The organism is Anaeromyxobacter terrae (assembly GCF_022690685.1).
GTDB classification, from domain to species: domain Bacteria; phylum Myxococcota; class Myxococcia; order Myxococcales; family Anaeromyxobacteraceae; genus Anaeromyxobacter; species Anaeromyxobacter terrae.
Genome location: NZ_JALCYY010000006.1, coordinates 1 through 21,273 on the forward strand (window position 1 = coordinate 1; position 21,273 = coordinate 21,273).

Below are 21,273 nucleotides of genomic sequence, written 5' to 3' on the forward strand. Positions count from 1 at the left end.
GCGCCCCCGCCCCGGCGGGCTCGCTCCGCTCGCCATGATCGGCCGTTTAGATTGTCGCCGGGAACATCGCTCGGGCGCTCGCGATAACTCCGGCGTCGCCCGCCGATCGGGGAGGAATGCCGGCGACGCGCGCACCGCACGTCATCGTGATCGGGGCCGGCGCGGCCGGGCTCGCGGCGGCGGATCTGCTCCGCCGCCGGCGCGTCGCGATCACGCTCGTGGAGGCCCGGGAGCGCCTCGGCGGGCGCATCGACACGCGCGTGGACCCGGTGCTCGGCCTCGCGCTGGAGCACGGCGCCGAGTTCGTGCACGGGCGGCCGCCGAGGACCCTCGCGCTCGCGCGCCGCGCGCGCGCGGGGATCCGCGAGATCCCGGACCGACACCAGCGACCGCAAGGAGGGCGGCTCGTGGACGCCGGCGACGCGTTCTCGAGCGCGCAGGCGCTCCTCGGCCGCGGCGGACGGGACGACGAGGCCGTTGAGGCCTCGATCCACCGCGAGCTCGTCGGGCGACGTGCCCGAGGGGTGTCCACGCTGGCCCGGGAGCTCGTGCGCGGGTTCTACCTCGCCGATCCACGGACGGCCTCCGCCCTGGCCCTCGCGCGGCTCAGCCGCGCGCTGGAGCAGCTCGGCGGCGAAACCGCCCATCGCGTCGTGGGCGGCTACGGACGGATCCTCGCCCCGCTGACGCGAGGGCTTCGCGGCGGCGAGGGGGACCTGCGCCTCGGCACGGTCGTCGAGGAGATCCGGTGGGGGCGAGGAGAGGTGCGGATCCGCGCGCGCGGACGCACCGGCGCACGCCTCGCGCCCATCGCCGGGAGCCACGCCGTGGTCACCGTGCCGCTGCCGCTCCTCCAGGGCGACGCGATCCGGTTCGTGCCTTCCCTGCCGGCCGGGAAGAGGAGCGCGGCGGCGAGGCTCACCATGGGGCCGGTCGTGAAGGTCCTGCTCAGGTTCCGGCGCCCGCCGTGGGCGGGCTCGGGCCGGCGACCGGTGTTCCTGCACGTCCCCGGCGCGCCGATCCCCGTGTTCTGGACGCTCGCGCCCGTGGACGCCCCGGTGCTCGTCGGCTGGGCGGGCGGACCGAGCGCCGCGCGCGTCGCCGGGAGACGGGAGCGGGACCTGCTCCGGGCGACGCTCCGCTCCGCCGCGCGGGGTCTCGGCCGGCCGCAGGGCGAGCTCGAGGAGCTGCTCGACGGGGCCGCCGTCGCCGACTGGACGCGGGAGCCCTTCACGCGCGGAGGCTACGCGGTCTTCCCGGTCGGCTCCGACGGGGCCTCCGAGGCGCTCGCGGGCAGCGTCGAGGGCACGCTGTTCTTCGCCGGCGAGGCGACCGCGGGCGCGCTGGCCGGCACCGTGGAGGGAGCGCTCCTGAGCGGTGAGCGCGCGGCCCGGGAGGTGCTCGGGACGCTCCGCTGACGCGGGGTTTTCCTTCCCTTGCGGCCCGCGTTCGCTTATCGCCAGGGCATGCGCTTCCTCCATCCCGACCACGACGAGACGCTCGAGCTCTCCCTCGACGACGTCTTCCTCGTCCCTGGCTACTTCGACGGCGGCTCGCGGCTCGAGGTGGACCTGCGCCCCGTGGACTTCCCCGGCGGCGCGCACCCGGTCGTGTCCGCGAACATGAACGCGGTCACCGGCAAGCGGATGGCCGAGACCATGGCGCGGCTCGGCGGCCTCGGCGTCCTGCCCCAGGACATGGACCTCGAGACGGCGGCGCGCATCATCGGGAACATCAAGGCCGCCGATCCGCGCTACGACACCCCGCTCTCGGTGTCGCCGCGCGCCACGCTGCGCGACGTCCTCGGCATCATCCGCAAGCGCGCGCACGACATGGTGGTCGTGGTCGACGACGAGCGCCGGCCGCTCGGCATCGTCACGCACGCCGACCTGCGCGACCGCGACCAGTACTCCCCCGTCGGCTCGCTCATGTCGTCGCGCCTCGTGACGATCCGCGTCGGGACCCCGAACCGCGAGGCGTTCCTGCTCATGGAGGATCAGCGCGTGAAGGCCGCGCCGGTGCTCGACGCCGAGGGCCGGCTCGTCGGCGTGCTGACCCGCGACGACGCCGTGCGGCTGGAGCTGCTCGAGCCCGCGCTCGACGGGCGCGGCAAGCTCATGGTCGCGGCCGCCGTGGGGATCTCGGCGGGCGCCGCCGCGTCGGCCGCGCGCCTCGCCGAGCTCGGCGTCGCCGCGATCGTGCTCGACACCGCGCACGGGCACCAGCGCCGCATGATCGAGGCGATCCGCGAGGTCCGGCGCGCCATCGGCTCGCTGCCGCTCGTGGCCGGCAACGTCTGCACCCCCGAGGGCACCCGCGACCTCCTCGACGCGGGCGCGGACATCGTGAAGGTGAACGTCGGGCCGGGCGCCATGTGCACGACCCGGATGCAGACCGGCGCCGGCCGGCCGACGTTCTCGTCGGTGCTCGCGTGCGCCCGTGAGGCGCATCAGCGCGGGCGCCACGTCTGGGCCGACGGCGGCGTGCGCGACCCGCGCGACGTGGCCCTCTACCTCGCCGCCGGGGCGTCGCGCGTCATGATCGGCACCGCGCTCTCCGGCACCTACGAGAGCCCGGGCGACGTGAAGGAGGATCGCGAGGGCCGGTCGTACAAGGAGAACTACGGCATGGCCAGCGCGCGAGCGGTGAGCGATCGCACCGCCGGGCTCGACGCCTTCGAGCGCGCGAAGAAGGGCTTCTTCCGCGAGGGGATCTCCACGTCGCGAATCTACATCCGCGAGGGCCGCGAGAGCGTGGGGGCGATCCTCGTCGACGTGATCACCGGCGTGCAGTCGGCGTTCACGTACGTCGGCGCCACGACGGTGCCGGAGTTCCACCGGAAGGCGGTCGTCGGGGTCCAGACCGCGGGCGGCTACGGCGAGGGGAAGCCGCGCGGGTGAGCTCCGTAGTGCTCTCGCGGCGACTCCTCGGGGAACGCCGGGATCGCCTCGGCCATCTCCTCGTGGACGTAGCACCACGCCCAGTCCTGGCCCGGCTCGAACGCCTTCACGACCGGATGCTTCGTCGCCTGGAAGTGACGGGTGGCGTGCTTGTTCCGGGAGCTGTCGCAGCACCCCACGTGGCCGCAGGTCATGCACAGCCGCAGCTGAACCCACGTGTCGCCGGCCTCGAGGCACTCCTTGCAGCCGTGGGAGCTCGGCGTCAGGGGACGCGCTCGCGGTCTCTCGAGGATGCTCAGGTGCTCGCACATGGCTCTTCCATGACGACGGGACGGCCGCGGGTCAACGGAGCCACGACGGGCCGCCGGGCCGTGCTATGCAACGGAGCCGGAGGCCCCGATGACCCGCACCCTCATCCTGACGCTCGCGGCACTGCTCGCCGGTCCGACCCTTGCGGACGGGCCCGCGCCGAAGGCCGAGCCCGCCCCCGCCCGCTCGGCCGACTCAGCGGCAGCCCCCGCGAAGGAGGGCCGCTCCGCGAAGCCGGAGGGCAGTCGCGCGGCCGACCTGACCGCGCATCCCCGCGCGGGCGCACCCAAGGCGAGCGACACGGCGAAGCCCCGCAGTCCCGCAGCCGCAAAGCCGCCTCCGTGCGTCGAGGTGAAGCCTTGCTCGATCGACTGACCTCTCCGCTCGGCCGTAAGGACGCGGTCGCGGCGCGAGCACGCTCGACGCCGGCACGCCCGACCCAGCCCCCGTGCGCCTGCGGCCTCCCGAGATGAAACGCGATCCCAAGAAGACGTCACGCCGCTCCAGCGCCCCGACGCCCGACCGCCGAGCGCGCACGCCCCTCGTCGCCGCGCTCCTCCTCGCGCTCCTGGGCGCGGCGCTGTCGGTCCTCCTCGCGCGCCTGCACGCTCGCGCGCACGCCGGCCTCACCAGCTTCTGCGCCATCAGCGACGTCGTGAACTGCGATCGCGTTGCGCTGAGCCGCTTCTCCGTGTTCCTCGGGCTCCCCGTCGCCGCGTGGGGCGTGCTCGGGTACGGCCTCGCCGCGGGCCTCGCCGCGCGCGCGCTCGCGCACGCGCGGCGGGGTGGGATCTTTGGCCGCGGGCTCCTGTTCGCCGTCGCAGCAGTGGCGGTCGCGGCCTCCATCGCGCTCGCCGTGGTGAGCGAGGTCGCCATCGGCGCGTGGTGCCTGCTCTGCATGGCCTCGTGGCTCACCGCGGTCGCGCTCCTCGCCGCGGCCTGGCGCGCCTGCCCGGCCGCGCCCGCTTCGGCGATCGCCGCCGATCTCGCCGCGCTCCGTGCGCGGCCAGAGCGCTCCGTGGGGCTCGCGGTGGCGCTCCTCGCCGTCGTCGTCGGCGCGTGGGCGGCGTACCCGCGCTACCGGTCCGTGACCCCCGCAGCGCGGGTGGGCGCGAGCACGCCCGCTCCGGCTGCGACGCCGGCTCCGGCTGCGGCTCCGGTCCTGGGCGGGGCCGACCGCGTCGTCGTCGAGTTCAGCGACTACGAGTGCCCCTTCTGCGCGCGCGCCCACGAGCAGCTCGGCCTGCTCCGAGGCGCGCGTCCCGACCTCGAGATCGTCCGCCGCCACTTCCCGCTCGACGCGGCGTGCAACCCCGCGCTGAAGCGCTCCATCCATCCCTCGGCCTGCGAGCTCGCGCGCGCCGCGATCTGCGCCGACGCGCAGGGCCGCTTCGCCGAGATGGACGACGCGCTGTTCCGGAACCAGGCGGCGCACGAGCCGGTGGCGCGCCTCGCGGCTCGCGTCGGCCTCGACGTCCCCGCGTTCGAGGCGTGCCTCGCGTCGCCCGCGACCGAGGCGCGGCTCGCGCGCGACATCCAGGACGGCCTGCGCGCCGGCGTGCGCGCGACGCCGTCGTACGTCATCGGCGGCAAGATCTACACGGGCGAGCTCCCGCCGGAGATCTGGCGCGCGCCCGGGGCTCCGCCGGCTCGGGCCGCGGAGCGCTGAAGGCGCCGAGGGATCGCGCCGGCTCGACCGCGGCACGCCATCGTCGCGCGCAGGGTCGCACGCATCCCCTCCACGAGGCGGGCGGCGGCTCGGTGGACGACCGCGGCGCCGAGCGCTCGAGTCGGTGGGCGGCGGTACGCCTCTCGGCGGGCAGGTGGGAACATCTGGCCTCCGTGGCGCATTGGTGGATCACGGAGATCAGGGACTCCCTTGGACGTGGTGCGAAGCATCGGTGAGCGGTTACGCGGTGGCACCGCCGTCGCGCGCTACGGCTTCGCCGCCGCGCTGGCGGTCGCCGCGGTCGGGCTCAACGTGGTGCTCTCGCCGGTCTTCCCGCACACGCTGACCGTGCTCGCCCTCGGCGCCGTCGCGGTGAGCACCGCGTCGGGCGGTGCGGGCCCCGGGCTGCTCGTCATCGTCCTCGTCGGCGGGTGGTTCACGGCGATGGTGGGTCCCTCGCTGGATCGCGGCGAGGCGCTGCACTTCGTGCTCTTCGCGGCGGTGGGCACCCTCATCGTTCGCACGAGCGGCTCGTCGCGCGCGTCGCTCCGCGCGGCCATCGGCCTTCGTCGCGAGGCCGCGCGGCGGGTGCGCGCGCGACTGGAGTCGCTCCGCGCGGTGACGCGGGCCGTCGACGAGGGGGTGTATGCGCTCGACCTCGAGGGCCGCATCACCTACCTCAACGCAGCCGCCGAGCGCATGCTCGGGTACCATCGGAGCGAGCTCGTCGGGCTCGAGATGAAGACCGCGCTCCGCTGCGACCGGGTCGACGGGACCTGCTCCGGGCGAAGCTGCCGGCTCCTGAACGTGATGACCACGGGCCAGCCGCACCGCGGCGCGGACGACACGCTCACGCGAAGGAATGGCTCGCGCTTTCCGGTGCGCTACAGCTCCGCCCCGATCACCCGTGGCGGGAGGATCGTCGGGGCCGCCATCGCGTTCCAGGACATCACGGACGAGCGGCGCGCCGCCGGCCGCGACCGATTCCTCGCGCTCGCCACCAAGCGGCTCGCGAGCTCGCTCGGCTACGAGGAGACGCTCGCCCGCGCGGCCCGCGTCGCCGTCCCGTACCTCGGCGAGTTCTGCGCGGTGGTGCTCGCCGGCGAGGGCGGGGGCCCCGGCAGCGTCGCGGTGGAGGCGCTCGATCCGGCGCATGCGCACGAGGCGTGCGAGATCCTGCGCCGCCACCCCATCTGCTCCGAGGCGGAGGATGCGACCGAGCACGAGCTCCGGACGACGAGCACGCCGGAGCTCATCCGGGAGGTCGAGAGCTTCGCCGGGCGTGACGGGTCGATCTACCGCGCACACGAGGAGCTCCTCAGGAGGCTCGGCGTCAGGTCGTTCATGTCGGTGCCGCTCCGCGCGCGGGACCGCGTGCTCGGCGTGATGGAGTTCGCGATCTCCGGCTCGAGCAGGCGCTTCGACGCGGAGGATCTCGGGGTCGCCGCGGAGCTGGCGCGCCGCTGCGCGCTCGCGATGGACAACGCCCGGCTCTACCAGCAGGCGCAGGACGCGATCCGCGCGCGCAACGACACCCTCGCGATCGTGTCGCACGATCTCAAGAGCCCGCTCACCGCCATCCGGATGGCGGCGAGCGTCGCCGCGAAGACCACGGCGCCCGGCACCCCCGCCCGGAAGGCGTCCCACTCCATCGAGCGCGTGTGCGATCGCATGAACCGCCTCATCGGCGACCTCGTCGACCTCGCGTCGATCGATGCGGGACGGCTCTCGATCCTCCGCACCGCGATCTGCCCCGCCGGTCCGGCGGGAGACGCCGTCGACGCGATCCGGCCGCTCGCGGATCAGCTCGGCGTGCGGGTCGAGCTGGACCTCGCGGCCGATGCACCGCCCGTGTGGGGCGACCGCGACCGCGTCCAGCAGGTCCTCGTGAACCTGCTCTCGAACGCCGTGAAGGTGAGCGCGCGCGGTGGGGCGGTTCGGCTGCGGTCGCGCGCGCTGCCCGGCCGCGTGGTGTTCTCCGTGAGCGACCGCGGGCCCGGGATCCCGCTCGAGCATCAGTCCCGCATCTTCGACCGATACTGGCGCGACTCGCACGTCCGCTACCAGGGCACGGGACTCGGGCTCTCGATCTCCCGGGGGATCGTCGAGGCGCACGGCGGGCGGCTCTGGGTCGTCAGCAGGCCGGGCGCCGGCGCAACGCTGCGGTTCACGATTCCGCTGGCGCCGCCGAACGACGCCTCGCCGGAGCCGGAGCGCTCGTCCAGGCCGCTTGGCGCCGAGGCAACCTCGGAGGTCGGTGCCCCGCGGTAGGCGCGGGCGGGCGTGAGGCGCGGCGGTCACCCGCCCCCGTGTGTCCCGAGGGCGCTGGCCTCGCCGGGAGCGATGGGCGGGCTCGAGGGGTCCGCTCCGGCGCGTCTACCCGGACCCCGCAGGTGGGGCACCGACGGGCAGGAGGTAGAGCGCGAGGTGTGCTGGGCCGAGCGCCAGCACCCCCAGCACCGCCTCGTCGTCGAACGCGCCGACCGGCACGGCGGCGAGCCCGAGCGCCGTCGCCATGAGGAGCACGTTCTGCGCGACGTGCCCGGCCTCGAGCAGGCAGTAGCGCTCCGCCCGCTCGCGGTAGCGGGCCGCGAGCACGGCCGGGCGGGCGCTCACGGCGATCGTGAGCGGCGCCCCGGCGACGCTCTCCTGGCCCAACGCGGCCGACGCGAGCCGGGCACGGCGATCCCCCACCTCCTCCAGGGCGAGGGCGTGGACCGCGGGGACGTAGCGCCAGACACCCCGCGCGTCGACCAGGGTCAGCGTGATCGGGTACAGCGCACCCGCGGACGGCGCGGCGCGCCCGCCCTCGACCGAGGTGATCCCCTGACCGGCCCAGAGGAGCGCGCTCGTCTCCGCGTCCGTGAGCCCGCGGCGGCCGAACTCGCGGCGAGAACGCCGCGCGGCGATGACGCCGTGAAGCGGCGTGCTGCGCGGATCCGGTCTTGGCAGGCGCTCGAGGCGGGCGCCGGAGGCTCCCGCCGGCGAGGGCGCGCGGACACGACCCTGAGGCGAGGGCGCAGGCTCCATCGTTCACCTCCCCGGGGCGGTTCGCGCCGTCGCGCCCCTCCGCCTCAGCCGCCGCCGGAGCTCCGCGAGCGGCAGCGTGTTCAGCACGTCCTTCGCCTCGAGCCATCCCCTCCGCGCGACCCACACGCCGTAGCGCAGGTTCGCGAGCTGCGTCGCGTCGTGCGCGTCCGTCGAGATCACCACCGGCACGCCGGCGGCCTTGGCGGCCCGGCAGCCCGCGTCCGTGAGGTCGAGGCGCTCCGGCATCGCGTTCACCTCGAGCGCGACGTCCTCCTCCCGCGCGACGTCGAGCACGCGCTCGAGGTCGAGGGCGTAGGCGTCGCGCGTCCCGAGCTGACGGCCGGTCGGGTGACCGAGCACGTGGACCACGCCCGAGCGCAGGGCCCGCACGATGCGCTCGGTGTTCCGCGCCGCGGGGTCGGCGAGGTGCGAGTGGATCGAGGCCACCACGCAGTCGAGCCCGGCGAGGGCCTCCTCGGGGAGATCGAGCGCGCCGGTGGGCAGGACGTCGACCTCGACGCCGGCGAGGAGGTGCGGCCGTCCGCCGAGGCGGGCGTCGAGCGCGCGGATGGCCGCGGCGTGCTCGGCCAGCCGGGGCGCGTCGAGCCCGAGGGGTCTCGCGCGCGAGTGGTCGGTGATCGCGACGTACCTCCGCCCGAGCGTCCCAGCGGACGCCGCGATCTCCGCGAGCTCGGAGCGGCTGTCGCTCGACGCGCGGGAGTGCACGTGCAGGTCGCCCAGGAGCTCCGACTCTTCCACGAGCCGCGGCAGCCGCCCCGCCTCCGCCGCCTCGATCTCGCCCATGCCCTCTCTCAGCTCCGGCGGGATGAACGGCAGGCCGACCGCGCGGAACACGTCCTCCTCCGCCGCGCCGCCGATCACCCGCCCCTGCCGGTCGAAGACCCCGTACTCCGAGATCTTGAGGCCCCGCTTCATCGCCCGCGTGCGGATCGCGATGTTGTGCGACTTGCTGCCGGTGAAGTAGTGCAGCGCGGCGCCGAACGACCCGGGCGCGAGCACCCGCAGGTCGGCCTGGATCCCGGCGCGGAGCCGCACGGAGGCCTTGGTGGGCCCTTCCGCCAGGACGGCCGTCACGCCGGAGAGCCCCGTGAAGGCCCGCACGACCGGGGCTGCGTCGTCCGAGGCGACGAGGAGGTCGAGGTCCCCGATCGTCTCCTTCCGCCGCCGCAGGCTCCCGGCGACCTCGGCGCGGCGGACGCCGGGCACGGTCCGCAGCCGCTCGAGGATCGGCGCCGCGTAGCCGAGGGCGCGGTGCAGCAGCATGCGACCGGCGCGTCCCCGCTGGCGCTCGATCGCGCCGAGGATCGCGCGGGCACGGGTCGGCCCCACGTGCGCGGCGTCGAGGACGCGTCCCGAGCGGCACGCTGCCTCGAGGGCGGCGACGTCCGTGATGCCGAGCGTCTTCCACACCGCCTCGACCGTCTTCGGCCCGATCCCCTCGAGCCGGAGCATGTCGAGCACTCCGGGCGGCACGAGGGCGGAGAGCCGCGCGTGCTCGCGGCACTCGCCCGTCTCGACGAGCTCGCCGATCTTGGCGGCGATGTGCGCGCCGACCCCGGGCAGCTCGGCGACCCGGCCTTCCCGGCACAGCTCGGAGATGGATCCCGGATGGACGTCGATCACCTGCGCGGCGCGCCGGTACGCGCGCACCTTGAACGCGTTCCCTCCCGTGAGCTCCAGGAGGTCGGCGATCTCTCCCAGCACCCGCGCGACCTCGGCGTTCTCCACGGCCGCTTCGCCTCCTTCAGGACTTCGCGCGCCGCGTCTCGACGTTGCGCGGCCAGCGCCCCATCCGCCGCACCGGCTTCCATCGCGCGTCGGTGGACGCCTTCCGGGTGACCTCGCCGACGAGCTCCAGGAGATCCGTGACCGTCACGATCCCGACGAGCTTCGAGTCGTCGACGACCGGGAGGCACCCGATGGTCCGGCCGCGGAGCAGGTTCGCGGCCTGACGGATGGTCGTCTCCGGAGCCGCTGTCGCAACGTGCCGCGCCATGAGCTCCTCGACGGTTCGACCGGCGCGAACCGCTCCGCCGCGGCCTCCGCCGAGATCCCTCTCCGAGACGATCCCGACGACGCGCCGCCCGTCCATGACGACCAGGTGGCGGATGCCGTGGAGCCGCATGCTCTGGTATGCGTCGTCCGCCGACTGCCCGGGACCGACCGTCCTCACCTCGCGGGTCATGATCTCGCCGATTCGCATGGATCCTCCGGCACGGCGCTCGGCCCCCGTCGCCCTTCGGCTCCTGAGCCTCGCCTCACGCCGCCAGCGTAGACCCCCGGCAGGGGACGCGCGGACGGTCGTCTGGAGTCGCCGGTTCGGGTGCAGCGCGGCCCTCGTGCAACCGCACGGAACCGAGCCCGGCGCGACCGGACCCCCGGTGCCGGAGGAGGCGCCGCTCGCCTACAAGGACGTCGGAGCGTGGCGTGGTCGCGGGGCGGCGGAAGCTCGGCGTCCGGCGCGGGCGGCGCGCCTCGGGTCAGTAGGCGAACGGAACGAGGCCCGCCTCGTCCGATAGGTTCTTCACGGTGTATCGGGCCGTGACCGTCGGGGTCGGCTTCAGGCCGCTCGTCGCCTTGATCAGGACGATGCCCGTGCTCCCGGAGTAGTCGGTGTCGAACGTGACGTTGAGTCCGCCACCCGCCGAGTACGCCCGGACGCAGGTCGCCGGAGAGGGATCCACCCAGACGACGCCCGTTCGATTCACGATCGCGAAGCTCACGGTGCACTGCGTGGACTCGACTTCGACGCCGTTGGACGAGACGACGTTCACGTGCGCCACCACGCCGCCCCCATGCAGCGAGGTCGGCAAGGACAGACCGAACAGCCTCGAGAGGCTGTCGTGGGGGAGCTGGATCTTGCCCGCGAAGTCGACACCGGGCGCTGCCGGCCCCGGCGGCCCCGCCGGCCCTGCCGGACCCGCCGGACCCGCCGGGCCCGTGGGTCCGGCAGGGCCCTGAAGCCCCTGGATCCCCGCCGGGCCCGCGGGTCCCTCAGGGCCCTGGATCCCCTGGGGTCCAGCAGGTCCGGGTGGGCCGCCCGGCTCGCCGGCCTCGCCCTTCTCACCGGCGGGCCCGGGCGGGCCCCGGGGTCCGAACTCGTTGCACCCCGCCACGAGCAGGGCCGCCAGGACGGCACGAAGTCTCATCGTCTCCTCCGCGTTCGGCTCGCCGCGCGAGCGATTCGCCGATGACGCGAAGTACTTCTCATGGGCTCTCTCGTCACCTAGGCCCATGGGTGCAAAGGTCGACTCCGATGAGCTGTGCTATCCGGACGCTTCATGCGCCCGCTGTCATGTGCTTGCTTCATGGCGATGGTCCCGCTGCTGGCGGCTGCGGCGGGACAGCCGCCGGCTGGCGATCTCGTCGCGGCGCGGGCGAGCGGGAAGATCGAGGTCGACGGCCGACTCGACGAGCGGGCCTGGCGAAGCGCGACGCCGTTCGCCGACTTCGTGGAGCTCTACCCCGACGAAGGGGCGACGCCCTCGGAGCGCACCGAGGTGCGATTCCTGTACGACGACGACCAGCTGTACGTGGGGATCGTCTGCCACGACTCGCAGCCGCAGCGGATCTCGCGCGCGATGGGGCGGAGGGATCACATCCCGCCCAGCGACAGCGTCGCGGTCGCCATCGACTCGGCGCACGATCATCGGACCGGGTACTACTTCATCCTCAACGCCGCCGGAGTGCAGGAGGACCGGCTCCTCCACGACGACACGGGCGAGACCGACGAGTGGGACGCGGTCTGGGACGGCGCCGCCGCGCCCCTGAGCGACGGCTGGTCGGCGGAGATCGCCATCCCGCTGCGCGTCCTCCGGTTCGAGCGCTCCGACCCGCTCGTCTTCGGCGTGTACGTGCAGCGCAAGATCACGCGGACCCACGCCGTCATCGCGTCGACGCTCATCCCGCTCGGCGCCGGGGCGTTCGTGTCGCAGTTCGGGCAGCTGAAAATGGGGGCCGTCGAGCCCCAGCGCGACCTCGAGCTCATGCCCTTCCTCGCCGCGCGCTTCACGATGCGGCCCGAGCTCTCCGGTGCCGCGGTGCCCCGCGTCGGCGATCCCTCCGCCGACGTGGGCCTCGACTTCCGCGCCCCGCTCAGCCGAGGCGTGGGCGTCACCGGAACGGTGAACCCCGACTTCGGCCAGGTCGAGGCCGATCCCGTCATCCTCAACCTGACGCGCTTCGAGTCGTTCTTCCCGGAGAAGCGCCCGTTCTTCATGGCGGGCATGGATCTCTTCCAGCCCGTCGGCGGCGAGAGCGGGTCCGTCCCGCACCAGATCCTCTACTCGCGGCGAATCGGGAGCGACGCCCCCATCCTGGCCGCCGCGAAGGTCGGCGGCGATCTCGCGCCCGGCTTGCAGGTGGGCCTCGTCGAGGCGTTCGTGGCGGGCGCGTCCGCGCCCTCGTGGAGCGGGACCGGCTCGGACCGCCGGCTCGGGGTGCGCTGGGCCCAGCCGCTCCACCTCGCCCGGAACGACACGCTGCCCGCGGTCGCTCCGACGCCCGAGAACTTCTTCGCCGCGGTCGCGCGCAGGTCGCTCGGGACGAGGTCGTGGCTCGGGCTCGCCGGCGCGCTCGCCACGCCGGTCGGCCCGCGCTGCAGCGACGGCGACGTGCAGCTCGACGCCCCGCCCGCGTCGTGCGACGCGCGCGGAGGGAACGCTGCGGCGGCCCAGTGGGATCTGCGCTCGACGCAGAGCGAGTACGGCTTCGCGGGGCAGGTCGCCGTCTCGCAGGTGGTCGGCGGACCGCCGGTGCGCACGCTGGGCGACGGCACCTCGCTCCGGCGCGGCGACGCGGGCTTCGGCGTCTACGCGACCGCGGGCAAGGTGGGCGGCGAGCCGTGGCGCGCGTGGGTCGCGTACGAGCTCGCGACCCCGCGGCTCGACCTCAACGCCGCCGGATACCAGCCGGACCAGAACCTCCACGACCTGCGCCCGGCGCTGGCCTTCGTGCGCGAGAGCGGCCTCGGGCCGCTGCACCGGCTCTCGGCGGAGGTGTCGGTGCCCGCGAGCTGGTCGGCAGACGGCAGCGCGCTGCGGCGGCGAGCGGCGATCCGCTCGAGCGTGAGCGCGACGCTCCCCGGCTACAACGACGTGAGCTGCGACGGGGGCTACGAGGCTGCCACCTGGGACCTGCGCGAGATCTACGCGCTCGGGATCCCGTACCGCCGACCGGCGAGCTTCGACGCGGGCTGCAGCCTGTCGAGCGATACGCACCGGGCGCTCGCGCTCGGGCTGAGCGGGGGCTTCGCGCGCGTGCTCGCCACGGAAGGGCTGCCCGGCGCGCGGGCATGGCAGGTGGGCGCGTCGGCGGTGCTGCGCCCGAGCCCGGCGCTCGAGACGCGGCTCGGGCTGGACGCGAGCGGTGACCCGATCCCAGGGCGATTCCTGGAAGAGGACGGGGGAGAGCTCCGCTTCGGCGATCTCGCGGCGCGCTCGCTCTCGCTGACCCTGCGCGAGCAGGTGGTCGCGACGCCCCGGCTCTCGTTCATCGGCTACCTGCAGGTCTTCACCGTCGAGGGCCGGTACCAGGCCTACTACGCCGCGGCACCCTCCACCCGGATCGACGCGAGAGATCTCCGCCCCGTCGAGGTTCCTTCACCTGGAGCAGATTTCCGGAGCGTGAGCCTCCGCCTGAACCTGGTCGTGAGGTGGGAATACCGGCCCGGATCCACCGTCTTCGTCGTCTACTCCCGCTCGCAGGAGGGAGACACGGCGCTGTCCGGCGGCGGGGTCGCGGGGCTGCTCCCGGCCCGGCTGGGCCCGGCACCCGCCACGGACGTCTTCCTCGTCAAGTGGTCGCACTGGACCCGGATCTGAGCGCGGCGATGAACCGCGGCGTCCAGATGGGTGGACGCGCTCCGTCTTCAGGGTTTCTTCAGGGACCGGGAGTCAAGCTCCGCGGCACCCAATCACGGGGAGAGGGAGGAACGGATGCTGTTCACCGAGCTCATTCCTGCGCTGAACCACGGGTGCGGCGGCAAGACGAAGAAGTCGAAGAAGACGAGGAGCTGCAAGACCAAGACGCGGACGCGGACGAGGGGCTGCGGCCACGGCCGCGGTCGGTCCGGCTGCCACTAGCACCGGCGCCGGCAGGGAGCCCCCCGGCTCCCTGCCGGCGGTCTTCGATGCCGCGCGCCCGGCCCGAGCACTCCACCTCCGCTGAATCGGTTCCCCTCCGGAAGGTCTTCGGGGTCTTCGGGCCGGACCTCCGGCCGTTCCGCGCCTCCATCGCGGTCCTCGTCGCGGCGAGCACACTCTCCCCTGCGCTCGAGACCGCGGCCATCTGGCTCTTCAAGCTCGTGGTGGACCGGGTGCTCGTTCCGCGCGAGCTGGGCCCGCTCGGATGGCTCGCGCTGCTCCTCGCGGGCGTGACGGTCGCGGACGGGGCCGTCGGGTTCGTCGATCGCGTGCTCTCGACGTCGGTGTCGGAGCGGTTCCTGCTCGCCCTGCGCGCGCGGGTGTTCCGCCACGTCCTCGGGCTGTCGCTCGACGACCTCGGGAAGCGGCGCCTCGGGGACGTCCTGTCCCGCCTCACCGGCGACAGCGCGTCGATCGAGTCGTTCCTCGTGTCCGGGCTCAGCGCGGCGCTGGCGGACCTCCTGCGCGTGCTCTTCTTCGCCGGGGCGCTCTTCGTCATCGACTGGCGCCTCGCGGCCGTGGCGCTCGTGGCCCTTCCGCTCTTCGCCCTCGCCGTCCGGCGCTTCGCCGGGCGGATCCGCGAGATCTCGCGGGAGGCGCGCCGCCGCGCCGGCGCGGTGAGCGCGGTCGCGGAGGAGAGCCTCTCGAACGCCGCGCTCGTGCAGGCGTACGGGCGGGAGCAGGACGCGCTGGAGCGCTTCCGCCGCGAGGGGCTCGCGGGCGTGGCGGCGCAGCTCTCCGCCGCGCGGCTCCGGGGCCTGTTCGTCCCGGTCGTCGACCTCATCGAGCTCGTCGGCGGCCTGGCGGTGATCGCCCTCGGCGCCGGCGAGCTGGCCGCGGGGCGCGTCACGCTCGGCGGCCTCCTCGTGTTCGTCACGTACGTCGGCAAGCTCTACCAGCCCGTGCGCGGGCTCGGGGGCTTCGTCACGAGCGCCCACTCCGCGGCCGCGGCGGCGGAGCGCATCGTCGAGCTGCTCGAGCAGCGCCCGAGCGTGGAGGACCGCCCCGCCGCGCGCCCGCTGGTCCGCGCCCGCGGCGACGTCGTCTTCGAGGACGTGTCCTTCCGGTATCCAGGCGCCGCGCAGGATGCGCTCTCGCGCGTCTCGTTCCGCGTGGGTCCGGGCGAGCTCCTCGCCCTGGTGGGCGCGAGCGGCTCGGGCAAGTCCACCATCGTGAACCTGCTCCTCCGCTTCTACGAGCCCACCCGCGGCCGGATCCTCGTCGACGGCCAGGACATCCGCGAGCTCACGCTGCGCTCGCTGCGCGACGCCACGGCGCTCGTGCTCCAGGAGACCCTCCTCCTGCACGCGAGCATCCGCGAGAACGTCGCCTACGGCGAGCCGAGCGCCGACGCCGCGGCCATCGCGCGCGCCGTGCGCGCGGCCGACCTGGACGGCCTGGTAACGGCGCTGCCCGGAGGGCTCGACAGCGCCGTGGGCCAGAAGGGGCGGCGCCTCTCCGGCGGTGAGCGCCAGCGGCTCGCGCTCGCCCGCGCGCTCGTCCGGGACGCGCCCATCCTGCTCCTCGACGAGCCCACGGCGGCCCTCGACGCCGCCTCGGCGCGCCGCGTGCTCGCGCCGCTCGAGCGGGCCATGAGCGGCCGCACCACGATCCTCGTCTCCCACGACCTCGGGGCGATCCGATCGGCCACGAGCATCGTCGTCCTCGACGGCGGCCGCGTGGTGGAGCGCGGAACGCACGCGGCGCTCGTCGCGCGGGACGGGCCGTACGCGCGCCTGCAGCGCACGCAGGAGCGCCCGGCTGTGGGATCGCGGGTGATCGCGTGAGGCTCTCGCCGGCCTATCGCACCCTCCGGCTCCTCCGGCAGAACGGGGACGTCAGCGTCTACGACGCGTGGAGCCTGGAGCGCGGCTGCCGGTGCGTGGCGAAGGTCCTGCGCGGCGGTCGCTTCGATCGGCCCGCCGGGCGCCGCGCGCTGCGCGCGGAGGGCACCCTCCTCCTGTCCCTCTCGCACCCGCACATCGTTCGGGGCTACGAGCTGCTGGAGCACCCGCGGGTGGCGCTCATCATGGAGACGCTCCCCGGCGAGACCCTCTCGCATCTCCTCCGACGCAGGGGCGGCCTGGCTGCGCGCGACGTCGCGATGCTCGGGCGCCAGCTCTGCTCCGCCCTTCACTACCTGCATGGGGTCGGCGTCCTGCACCTCGACGTGAAGCCCTCCAACGTCGTCTGCCACGGTGGCATCGCGCGCCTGCTGGACCTCGGGATCGCCCGCCCGCCGGGGCGGGGGGTACCGGGGATCGGGACGGCCGCGTACATGGCCCCCGAGCAGGCCCGCGGTGGCCTCCTCACTGCCGCGGCCGACGTGTTCTCCCTGGGGGCGGTCCTGTTCGAGGCAGTGACCGGCTCGGCGCCTTTCCGCTCCGACGGCGACCGCGACCGCTACGAGCAGCTCGAGCGCCGGGCGACGCGCGTGAGAGCCGTCTGTCGGGTTCCCGCGGCGCTCTCCGAGGCCATCGACGCGAGCCTGGAGCCGGAGCCCGCGCGGCGTCCTCCGCTGCCGCGGGTCCTGAGCGCGCTCGAGCGGGTCACTCCGCCCGCGTGAGCCACGGCAGGACCCCACGGCGCGGGCCGTTCACGCGGGCTCGCCCATTCGCGGGCCGCGGCCGCGGAGGCCCTCGTCGCGGTCGGTGACACGCACACTCCGCGTATCGATACTCCTCATCGCGCAACCTGCGGGGCGGACTCATGCGCATCCTCCTCATCAAGGACGACGAGCGGGCCGCGGTCGCGCTCGCGAAGCGGCTGAAGCGCGAGACGTTCGCCGTCGACGTGATCGCCTGCGTCGCCGACGCCGAGGAGCAGGCCGAGGTCATCTCGTACGACGTGATCATCGTGCACGCCGCGCGCGGGCTCGCCCTCTGCCGCAGCCTGCGGCTGAGTGGCGTCGCGACGCCGATCCTGATGCTGTCCGCCGGGAGCTCCGCGGCGGAGCGGGTGGCCTGCCTGGACGGCGGCGCGGACGACTGCGTGGCCGACTCCGTGCCGCCCGAGGAGCTCGTGGCCCGCGTCCGCGCGCTCCTACGCCGCGGCGCCGCGACGCGCCCGCCCGTCCTTCGGGTGAACGACCTCACGCTCGACGTCGCGTCACGCGACGTCCGGCGAGGAGAGAGGCCGCTCCGGCTCACCGCGAAGGAGCAGGCGATCCTCGAGTTCCTCATGCGCCACGCGGGCGAGGTGGTGACGCGGGTCGAGCTCGGCGAGCACGTCTGGGCGAACGAGCGCGACAACCTCACGAACCTCGTCGACGTCCACATGAGCAACCTTCGCCGGAAGGTCGACCGCGATGCCGCGGTCCCGCTCATCCGCACGATGCGGGGGCTGGGCTATCGGCTCGGGCCCGCGCAGGAGTGAGCGCCGGTGAGTGGAGGGGCCGCCGGCGGGGCGCTCGCGACCATGGAGCGCGCACCCCGGCGGCCTCGACGACAGACGTTCAGAGGTCGTCCGCGCTCGCCGCCTCGGGGACGCCGGGGGACGCGCCGCCGAGCAGCACGTACGAGAGCTGGACGGCCGTGTCCGCGTGGCGCGTCGCATCCTGCACCCGCCGGACGCGGCGGGTCACCTCGACGGCGATCGCGCTCGCGCCCACGATGCGCAGCGTCGCCCCCGCGCTCGCCTCGAGCAGGAGCGCCGTTCCGCCGGGCTCGCCCTCGCCGAGGACGAGGTACTGCCGCAGGGTCACGCCGGCGCGCCCGCGCGTGCCGGCGAGCAGGGCGACGTCGACGAGCGACTGCGCGCCGGGGCCCATCAGGTAGTCCCGCCCCGCGCCGTCGGGGCCGCGCGCCACGGACCCGGCGGCGCCGAGCAGCACGGCTCCGCCGTGGAGGCCCGCCTCGAGCGCCCAGCCGCCGCCGAGGTCGGCGCGACCGCTCGCTCCCGCGCCGACCGCGCTCGTCGAGACTCGGTACGGCCCGGGCGTGTCGAGGTCGAAGGACAGGAAGAGCCCCCACAGCCCGCGCACCGCGCGCGTGGGGTGGAACGACTTGCCCGCGATGAGCCCGCGCCCGCGCACCGTCGCGTCCGGATCCGCGGCGAAGCCGTACGCCGCCTCGAGCACGAAGTGATCGAAGGGCCGCGCGAGCTCGAGGTCCGGGTCGCCGGGGAGCCCCCACGTGAAGGCGAAGCCCGCGCGCCCGTGCCACGCGCCCTCGGAGCCCGTCCCCGACGCGGCTGCCATGGAGAGCTCCCACCGCGAGGCCGGCGCCTCGAGGGGCGCCGTCGCACCGCGCAGCCGCCGGTTCACCGCCGACATCGGCGAGAGCACGCTCGCGGCCGCGTCGCGCCACGGCCCGCCTTCCGCCCGCAGCGCGTCCGAGAACCGCGTCAGGACCTCGCCCAGCACGACTCCCGCCACCGGGGTCGTGATCTGATCGTTCCTGGCCGGCCGCTCCGTCTCGCCCGCGATCTCCCACAGCGCGCTCGCGGCGAACGAGTAGGACGCCGCCGTCCAGAACCCGAGCCCCGCCGAGCGCGCCGCGGTGAACGCCCACGTGCCCTGGTACGGATGGCCGAACTGGTTCACCCAGAACGGATCGTCGTCGAGCACCCACCTGCTCCGCAGGTTGCGGCCGATCGAGTCGGCGGAGACGTCCCCCCACGGCGCCGCGCCCACCCACCGGTTCCAGCTCACCATGAGGGTGTGGACGCCGAGCGCCTCGACGGCGGGCAGCGCGAAGCGGCGAGCCCCGTCGCCGCGCTCGGACGGATCGAGCCCCGTCGCCGTCATGGACGATGGCGGGAGGAGGTGCAGGTCCGGCTCGCGTGCAGCGTACTCGGCCCGTCGGCCAGGCGCCGCCGCGTTCACGTCTGCCGCGCTGCGGCCCGCGTCGCGGGCGGCGTACTCGGCCCGTCGCCCGGGCGCTGCGTCCAGGTCCGCCGCGCTGCGGCCTGGGTCGCGAGCGGCGTGCTCGGCCCGTCGCTCGGGCGGCGCCGCGTCCGCCGCGCTGCGGACCGGCGCGACGGCGAGGAGGAGGAGCAGGAGGACGGAATGCTTCGGGGACGATCGGCGCGGCGACATCGAGGCCACGCCTTGCAAGCGGACGGCCGCACGGAACGGGACGTGCAGTCACGTGGATGGCGTGCTCCAGGTGTCGGATCTTCGTGCAGCGGACGTGATCGGGGAGGTCGGCGGTTCGGGAGCGAGCGGAGTGTCGCGACCGTGCCCTCGGGACCGGCCCCGGGCTCCCGCCGTCGCGAGGGTCTGCGCCGCCGCGTTCCTCGCGTCGAGCGGCTGCGCGGCGCACCTGCCACGCGCGGACGAGCAGGTCCCCTTCATGGAGCGCTCGTACGTGTCGATCGCGACGGATCGACGCCAGGCGTTCGAGGCCGATCCCGCCCTGCACCTCGTGCTCTGGAACGGGCTCGAGGACTCCGGCGTGCTGGAGTCGGGGGGCGTCACGACCTCGCTCTCGCTGTCGTTCCTGGGGATGTTCCGGCTCCTGCGCGAGGACTCCACGCCGGTCCGCACGCCCACGTACGAGCCGCGCGCCAAGCTCCAGATCTTCGCGGCCGGCCGCCCGGGCAACGACGCCGATGCAGCGGCCAGGGGTCCGCGCTTGCTCGCTGCCCTCGAGCTCTCCGTGGGTCACCGCTCGAACGGGCAGCAGGGCTGCGCCCTCGCGGATCACCTCCGCACCGGCAAGGGCGACTTCGACTGCGCTCCGCTGACGGATCCGCCGAGCGATCGGCTCGATCTCTCCACGGGGAGCTTCACCACGAACTACCTCGGCGCCGCGATCGGCGGGCTGAAGCAGGTCGGCGGCGGACGCGCTCGGACCCTCCTCTCGGCGCGCTCCTCGGCGGAGTGGAACGTACCCTGTGGGCTCGGCGCCTGCATGCCCGCGCAGATGCGCCGGCGGTACGGTGCCGTGGTCGGGCGCGTGTCGGCGGAGCTCGAGCTGCCCGCGCTGTGGCGCGTCTCACGGGCGCTGCCGCTCGTCGCCGCGCACTCCGAGCTCGGCCTTCGCCTGGGCCTCGCCGGCTCGCGCCACCTCGGCACGGTCGCGCGGCCCGCCTTCGGCGACTTCACGGCCGAGGTGACCTTGCTGTCTCGCGCGCCGCGGGGCCTGGGGCTCGGCGTGTTCCTGCGGCGCCGGCAGGGCCGGGACCCCCTCAACATCCGCTTCGAGGAGCGCCTCGACGCGTGGATGGCCGGTTTCGTGGTGGAGCCGGGCGCGACGCCCTGACGGCCCGCGGCCGGGGTGGACCCGCGGCGCGAGGCGACCTCCCCACGAGGTCGGCGAGTCCGTGCGGGACCCCGCCGCGCCTGTACGCGGATCCGACATGGGCTGTTCAGGATTCCGGCACTCTGCGCAGCGCCCGAGCCGTCGCGGACAGGCCAGGTAGACGCCGCTACTCGTGATGCGAGTTTCGCGATCGCGCGAAGGCGACGGCCCCCTCTTCCGGCCCCACCGCGAGGTTGGCCTGCAAGATGCCAAGCGCAGTGCGCGGGTCGTCGGCGCGGTGGAACAGCCCGAGGTCTCCGGCCTCGATCATGCCGTGGCGCACCAGCGCCTCGAGATCGACGATCTCGTCCCAGTAGCTCGAGCCGTAAAGGATGACCGGGACCTCGCGCTCGAGCTTGCGGGTCTGCGCCAGGGTCAGGATCTCGAACAGCTCGTCGAGCGTGCCGAAGCCTCCCGGGAAGACCACGAGCGCCCTCGCGAGGTGGGCGAACCACAGCTTCCGCATGAAGAAGTAGTGGAACTCGAAGGACAGCTCTCGCGTGATGTAGGGGTTGGGCCGCTGCTCGCGCGGCAATCCGATGTTGAGGCCGATGGTCTTGCCCCCGGCCTCCGAGGCGCCGCGGTTGGCCGCCTCCATGATGCCGCCCCCGCCGCCCGAGCAGACGATGTACCGGTGAGTGTGGGTTGGAAGGCTCTTCGACCAGGAGGTCACGAGGCGGGCGAGCTCCCGCGCCTCCTCGTAATAACGGCCGAGTGGCCCGTCCGGCGAGAGCCGCGCGGAGCCGAAGAACACGATCGTGTCCCGGATGCGCTCACGGCGAAAGCTCTCCAGCGGCGCCAGGTACTCGGCGAGGATTCGAAGGGGGCGCGCCGCGTCGCCCTCGAGAAACGCCTCGTCCCTGTAGGCCAGCTTCGACGTGGTCCGTGGCGGGAAGCTCATGTGGCCTCCTTCGAGCGGCTCGAGATCGGCTCGGTCGTCATCCCCTCGATCATGG

17 protein-coding genes are annotated in these 21,273 nt (G+C 74.5%); 10 read left to right on the forward strand and 7 right to left on the reverse strand.

Features of this window, described 5'->3' with window-relative positions; translation table 11 throughout:
• The first annotated feature begins 116 nt into the window (after positions 1–116).
• Positions 117–1,418: a flavin monoamine oxidase family protein gene (locus MNY62_RS03850; RefSeq protein ID WP_242342781.1), complete on the forward strand. Its 1,302-nt coding sequence runs from the start codon at positions 117–119 to the stop codon at positions 1,416–1,418.
• Between the two features lie 48 nt (positions 1,419–1,466).
• A complete protein-coding gene (locus tag MNY62_RS03855; protein ID WP_242342782.1) occupies positions 1,467–2,900 on the forward strand; it encodes a GuaB1 family IMP dehydrogenase-related protein in 1,434 nt (477 codons plus the stop codon).
• Here MNY62_RS03855 and MNY62_RS03860 read toward each other — a convergent pair.
• A complete protein-coding gene (locus tag MNY62_RS03860) occupies positions 2,873–3,211 on the reverse strand; it encodes a UBP-type zinc finger domain-containing protein (RefSeq protein ID WP_242342783.1) in 339 nt (112 codons plus the stop codon). The two genes, MNY62_RS03855 and MNY62_RS03860, sit on opposite strands and share 28 nt — an antisense overlap.
• Positions 3,212–3,678: 467 nt before the next feature.
• On the opposite strand from MNY62_RS03860, the gene MNY62_RS03865 reads away from it, so the two are divergent.
• A complete protein-coding gene (locus MNY62_RS03865) occupies positions 3,679–4,878 on the forward strand; it encodes a vitamin K epoxide reductase family protein (protein WP_242342784.1) in 1,200 nt (399 codons plus the stop codon).
• 216 nt (positions 4,879–5,094) lie between these two features.
• Positions 5,095–7,149 carry a sensor histidine kinase gene (locus MNY62_RS03870; RefSeq protein WP_242342910.1) on the forward strand — a complete coding sequence of 685 codons (2,055 nt, stop codon included), beginning with the start codon at positions 5,095–5,097 and terminating at the stop codon, positions 7,147–7,149.
• A gap of 105 nt (positions 7,150–7,254) precedes the next feature.
• Here MNY62_RS03870 and MNY62_RS03875 read toward each other — a convergent pair whose 3' ends face one another.
• The 4 genes from MNY62_RS03875 to MNY62_RS03890 all read right to left on the reverse strand — a co-directional run bounded on the left by MNY62_RS03875 (position 7,255) and on the right by MNY62_RS03890 (position 11,078).
• On the reverse strand, positions 7,255–7,908 hold the full coding sequence (locus tag MNY62_RS03875) for a SagB/ThcOx family dehydrogenase (protein ID WP_242342785.1): 654 nt from the start codon (positions 7,906–7,908) through the stop codon (positions 7,255–7,257).
• Positions 7,909–7,911: 3 nt separating this feature from the next.
• On the reverse strand, positions 7,912–9,657 hold the full coding sequence (gene polX, locus MNY62_RS03880) for a DNA polymerase/3'-5' exonuclease PolX (RefSeq protein ID WP_242342786.1): 1,746 nt from the start codon (positions 9,655–9,657) through the stop codon (positions 7,912–7,914).
• 16 nt (positions 9,658–9,673) lie between these two features.
• Positions 9,674–10,132, reverse strand: a complete 459-nt coding sequence (locus MNY62_RS03885) for a CBS domain-containing protein (protein WP_242342787.1) — start codon at positions 10,130–10,132, stop codon at positions 9,674–9,676.
• A gap of 277 nt (positions 10,133–10,409) precedes the next feature.
• A complete protein-coding gene (locus tag MNY62_RS03890) occupies positions 10,410–11,078 on the reverse strand; it encodes a hypothetical protein (protein WP_242342913.1) in 669 nt (222 codons plus the stop codon).
• Positions 11,079–11,237: 159 nt separating this feature from the next.
• Here MNY62_RS03890 and MNY62_RS03895 point away from each other — a divergent pair, with 159 nt between their 5' ends.
• The 5 genes from MNY62_RS03895 (at position 11,238) to MNY62_RS03915 (ending at position 17,447) form a co-directional block, all read left to right on the forward strand.
• Positions 11,238–13,751, forward strand: coding sequence for a carbohydrate binding family 9 domain-containing protein (locus MNY62_RS03895; protein ID WP_242342788.1), 2,514 nt, complete (start codon positions 11,238–11,240; stop codon positions 13,749–13,751).
• A 114-nt stretch (positions 13,752–13,865) separates the two neighbouring features.
• On the forward strand, positions 13,866–14,012 hold the full coding sequence (locus tag MNY62_RS03900; RefSeq protein ID WP_242342789.1) for a hypothetical protein: 147 nt from the start codon (positions 13,866–13,868) through the stop codon (positions 14,010–14,012).
• 47 nt (positions 14,013–14,059) lie between these two features.
• The gene (locus MNY62_RS03905; protein WP_242342790.1) at positions 14,060–15,859 is read left to right on the forward strand and encodes an ABC transporter ATP-binding protein; all 1,800 of its coding nucleotides are present in this window, start codon (positions 14,060–14,062) and stop codon (positions 15,857–15,859) included.
• Entirely contained in the window at positions 15,856–16,638 is a 783-nt protein-coding gene (locus tag MNY62_RS03910; protein ID WP_242342791.1) for a serine/threonine-protein kinase, read from the forward strand. Before MNY62_RS03905 ends, MNY62_RS03910 begins: the two co-directional genes overlap by 4 nt.
• Before the next feature lie 143 nt (positions 16,639–16,781).
• Entirely contained in the window at positions 16,782–17,447 is a 666-nt protein-coding gene (locus MNY62_RS03915; protein WP_242342792.1) for a response regulator transcription factor, read from the forward strand.
• A 79-nt stretch (positions 17,448–17,526) separates the two neighbouring features.
• Here MNY62_RS03915 and MNY62_RS03920 read toward each other — a convergent pair whose 3' ends face one another.
• Positions 17,527–19,110, reverse strand: a complete 1,584-nt coding sequence (locus MNY62_RS03920; RefSeq protein ID WP_242342793.1) for a DUF3943 domain-containing protein — start codon at positions 19,108–19,110, stop codon at positions 17,527–17,529.
• A 256-nt stretch (positions 19,111–19,366) separates the two neighbouring features.
• On the opposite strand from MNY62_RS03920, the gene MNY62_RS03925 reads away from it, so the two are divergent.
• Positions 19,367–20,278 (forward strand): hypothetical protein, encoded by a 912-nt coding sequence (locus MNY62_RS03925; protein WP_242342794.1) that lies wholly within the window; start codon positions 19,367–19,369, stop codon positions 20,276–20,278.
• A gap of 166 nt (positions 20,279–20,444) precedes the next feature.
• Here the strand turns inward: MNY62_RS03925 and MNY62_RS03930 are convergent, their stop codons facing one another.
• Complete coding sequence (locus tag MNY62_RS03930) at positions 20,445–21,218, reverse strand: LOG family protein (protein WP_242342795.1); 774 nt, start codon at positions 21,216–21,218, stop codon at positions 20,445–20,447.
• Between the last annotated feature and the right edge of the window lie 55 nt (positions 21,219–21,273).

What these genes read in the sequence shown, in the direction of transcription:
- MNY62_RS03915 (WP_242342792.1), top strand. Translation starts at nt 16,782, where the DNA reads ATGCGCATCCTCCTCATCAAGGACGACGAGCGGGCCGCGGTCGCGCTC.
- MNY62_RS03930 (WP_242342795.1), bottom strand. Translation starts at nt 21,218, where the DNA reads ATGAGCTTCCCGCCACGGACCACGTCGAAGCTGGCCTACAGGGACGAG.
- MNY62_RS03860 (WP_242342783.1), bottom strand. Translation starts at nt 3,211, where the DNA reads ATGTGCGAGCACCTGAGCATCCTCGAGAGACCGCGAGCGCGTCCCCTG.
- MNY62_RS03920 (WP_242342793.1), bottom strand. Translation starts at nt 19,110, where the DNA reads ATGTCGCCGCGCCGATCGTCCCCGAAGCATTCCGTCCTCCTGCTCCTC.
- MNY62_RS03890 (WP_242342913.1), bottom strand. Translation starts at nt 11,078, where the DNA reads ATGAGACTTCGTGCCGTCCTGGCGGCCCTGCTCGTGGCGGGGTGCAAC.
- MNY62_RS03925 (WP_242342794.1), top strand. Translation starts at nt 19,367, where the DNA reads ATGGAGCGCTCGTACGTGTCGATCGCGACGGATCGACGCCAGGCGTTC.
- MNY62_RS03895 (WP_242342788.1), top strand. Translation starts at nt 11,238, where the DNA reads ATGGCGATGGTCCCGCTGCTGGCGGCTGCGGCGGGACAGCCGCCGGCT.
- MNY62_RS03905 (WP_242342790.1), top strand. Translation starts at nt 14,060, where the DNA reads ATGCCGCGCGCCCGGCCCGAGCACTCCACCTCCGCTGAATCGGTTCCC.
- MNY62_RS03855 (WP_242342782.1), top strand. Translation starts at nt 1,467, where the DNA reads ATGCGCTTCCTCCATCCCGACCACGACGAGACGCTCGAGCTCTCCCTC.
- MNY62_RS03885 (WP_242342787.1), bottom strand. Translation starts at nt 10,132, where the DNA reads ATGCGAATCGGCGAGATCATGACCCGCGAGGTGAGGACGGTCGGTCCC.
- MNY62_RS03865 (WP_242342784.1), top strand. Translation starts at nt 3,679, where the DNA reads ATGAAACGCGATCCCAAGAAGACGTCACGCCGCTCCAGCGCCCCGACG.
- MNY62_RS03875 (WP_242342785.1), bottom strand. Translation starts at nt 7,908, where the DNA reads ATGGAGCCTGCGCCCTCGCCTCAGGGTCGTGTCCGCGCGCCCTCGCCG.
- MNY62_RS03850 (WP_242342781.1), top strand. Translation starts at nt 117, where the DNA reads ATGCCGGCGACGCGCGCACCGCACGTCATCGTGATCGGGGCCGGCGCG.
- MNY62_RS03900 (WP_242342789.1), top strand. Translation starts at nt 13,866, where the DNA reads ATGCTGTTCACCGAGCTCATTCCTGCGCTGAACCACGGGTGCGGCGGC.